Here is a 2,212-nt window from a genome sequence, read left to right as displayed (position 1 = left end):
TTGCGGGGGAGGGGAAGCCTCCGCCCGTGAGCGCCCTACGGCGCCCCCCTCTGGCCTGCCGGCCATCTCCCCCACCTGTGGGGAGATTGGCAGCTTCGGCGCCGGCGTTTTTCTGGAACCAGCCTTGAGGCCCCGCATTCTATGAGCAGGGACTTAAGGAGCGTGTCGTGAAAGCGGTTTTGGGCCTGGTCTGCGGCTTCGTGCTGACCCTTGCGGTCTTCGGCAGCGGACTGGGTTTTGCGGCCTGGCTGCTTGCCGCAAAGCCGCCGCGCCAGGCGACGGCCACCGTCAGCGTGGCGGAGCTGTGGACCAAAAAGGCGCGGCCGGCGAACAAGGCCGGGCAGGGCCTCGAACGCCTGCCGGCCAAACAGTCCGCGCCGCCCGACATCCCCGCCAAACCGCAGGAAACACCGCCCGACCCGACGGTCACCGGCGCGATCGCGCCCACGACGACCGAATTGCCGCCTTCGCATCTCGCCTGGTGCGCCAGCCGCTATCGCTCCTACCATCCGGACGACAACAGCTATCGCTCCTACAGCGGGCAGCTGCGCCCCTGCATCTCGCCCTATCTCCAAGCCGCCGGTCAGGCTGTTTTGCCCGCCGCCGGCGATGGCGACGAAAACGGCGCCGGCCTGGGCGTCTACGTTGCCGACGATGGCGGCGCCGCACTTTCGGCCGACCATGTCGATTCCTGCTTCAGCCGCTACCGCTCCTACCGCCCGGAAGACAACTCCTACCAGCCCTATTCAGGCGGCCCGAGACGGCAATGCCAGTAGCCCCGCGCGCCGCCCGGCATGGCGATCCGATCGCGCGGATTTTCCGGAGCGTCCGCACTGGCGCGGCGTTCAACCCTGACCCCAAGGAGGACTGACCATGAGCGACGACCGGGACGACAGAATTCGTGAGCGCGCCTACCAGATCTGGGAACGGGAAGGCCGCATGCACGGCGACCCTGAGCGGCACTGGCACCAGGCCGAGGCGGAGATCGACCGCGAGTCGGCCCTGCCGCTGACGGCGGATGACGCGCTGCCCGAAACCGGCGAGATCGCCAGCTCCGACGTGCTGGAGGTCGAGGCGCTGGCGGTGCGCACCGGCATATCGGGCGACGAGGCGCAGGAACTGCTCGACCGCCTGGGCAATGACCGCGCGGCAATCGAGCAAGCCGCCCGCAGCCTGAAGGCCAAAAGGCGGCGAAACCCCGATGAGGGACTGGCGAAATGACCGGAAGCTGAGGACAGAACTACCGTTGCGAGGGCTGGCCGGTCACCCGGCCCGAAAGCCCGCGCCTCTGGCGGAGGACGCGGGCCGATCGGACGGCCGATCTTCGGCAGGCGATGGAGGGCACCACCTGCCGCACAGATCAACAATTAGCTCTAGCTAATGTTCCGTCAAGTTGGAACTGAATTTACTTTCGTTTGAATGTCGGCCTCCACCGCAAGTGCGCCGCTGGCCCGGGAATGCATGTGTCCGGCGGGCACCTTGGCTGACGTGGATAGGAATTTTTTCTTGACCGGTGAGGGCAGCTATGCTACATTTTTGCCTATGGTGCTGATTTGCGCCAGTGACCCGCCGCGCAGGCGGGTTTTTTGTTGCCCGCCGCACAGCCGTCACCCGCGAGATTTCTACGCCACGCGTGGTTGAGCCGGCCTGGGCTTGACCATTGTGGCGAGTACGATGCCGGCGACGATGAAGGCCGCACCGACCAGATCGTAATCGTGCAAGCCCTCGCCGAGCAGCAGATAGGCGAGCATGGCCACGAACACCGTCTGCAGGTAGAGCAGCATGCTCGCCCGGCTCGCGCCCAGCGTTTGCACGCTTTTGTTGTAGAGATAGTACATCAAGGCGCCGCCGGGACCTGCCAGATAGGCGAGTGCGAGAAGGCTGTCGACGTCCATGGCGGAGCGTTCGTCGTTGAACAATTCCCACACATGGAAAGGCAAGGCGACCAGCGCACCGGCGCCGAGCAGCAGCACGACCATCGGCAGGAGTTCGATGCCGAATTTGGCACGGCGCAAAAGCACGGTGTAGAGGCCCCAGCAGAACGCGCTGCCGACGATCCACAGCTCGCCGGCGTTGAGCTTGAGTTGCAGCAGCGCCGTCAGGTTGCCATGGGCAACGATGAAGATCATCCCGGCAAGCGCAACCAGGGCGCCAAGCGACTTCCACAGGCCGAGCGGCTCGCCAAGCACAAAACGGGCGAGCACCATCGTCA

At 65.7% G+C, this 2,212-nt stretch carries 3 protein-coding genes; 2 read left to right on the top strand and 1 reads right to left on the bottom strand.

Annotated elements, in window-relative coordinates:
- The first annotated feature begins 167 nt into the window (after positions 1 to 167).
- Positions 168 to 776 carry a BA14K family protein gene (locus EN939_RS31040; RefSeq protein WP_127271438.1) on the top strand — a complete coding sequence of 203 codons (609 nt, stop codon included), beginning with the start codon at positions 168 to 170 and terminating at the stop codon, positions 774 to 776.
- Between the two features lie 97 nt (positions 777 to 873).
- Positions 874 to 1,221: a DUF2934 domain-containing protein gene (locus tag EN939_RS31035; RefSeq protein WP_027035205.1), complete on the top strand. Its 348-nt coding sequence runs from the start codon at positions 874 to 876 to the stop codon at positions 1,219 to 1,221.
- A 401-nt stretch (positions 1,222 to 1,622) separates the two neighbouring features.
- Here the strand turns inward: EN939_RS31035 and EN939_RS31030 are convergent.
- On the bottom strand, positions 1,623 to 2,212 hold a 590-nt coding region (locus EN939_RS31030; protein ID WP_164751375.1), incomplete at its 5' end, for a DMT family transporter.

This window comes from Mesorhizobium sp. M7A.F.Ca.CA.002.05.1.1 (genome assembly GCF_003998335.1).
Taxonomy (GTDB): domain Bacteria; phylum Pseudomonadota; class Alphaproteobacteria; order Rhizobiales; family Rhizobiaceae; genus Mesorhizobium.
Note: the sequence above shows the minus strand (reverse complement) of the source record. Positions and strands in the feature narration are given on the sequence as shown.

Coding starts and splice junctions, on each gene's coding strand:
- EN939_RS31035 (WP_027035205.1), top strand. CDS start 874: ATGAGCGACGACCGGGACGACAGAATTCGTGAGCGCGCCTACCAGATC.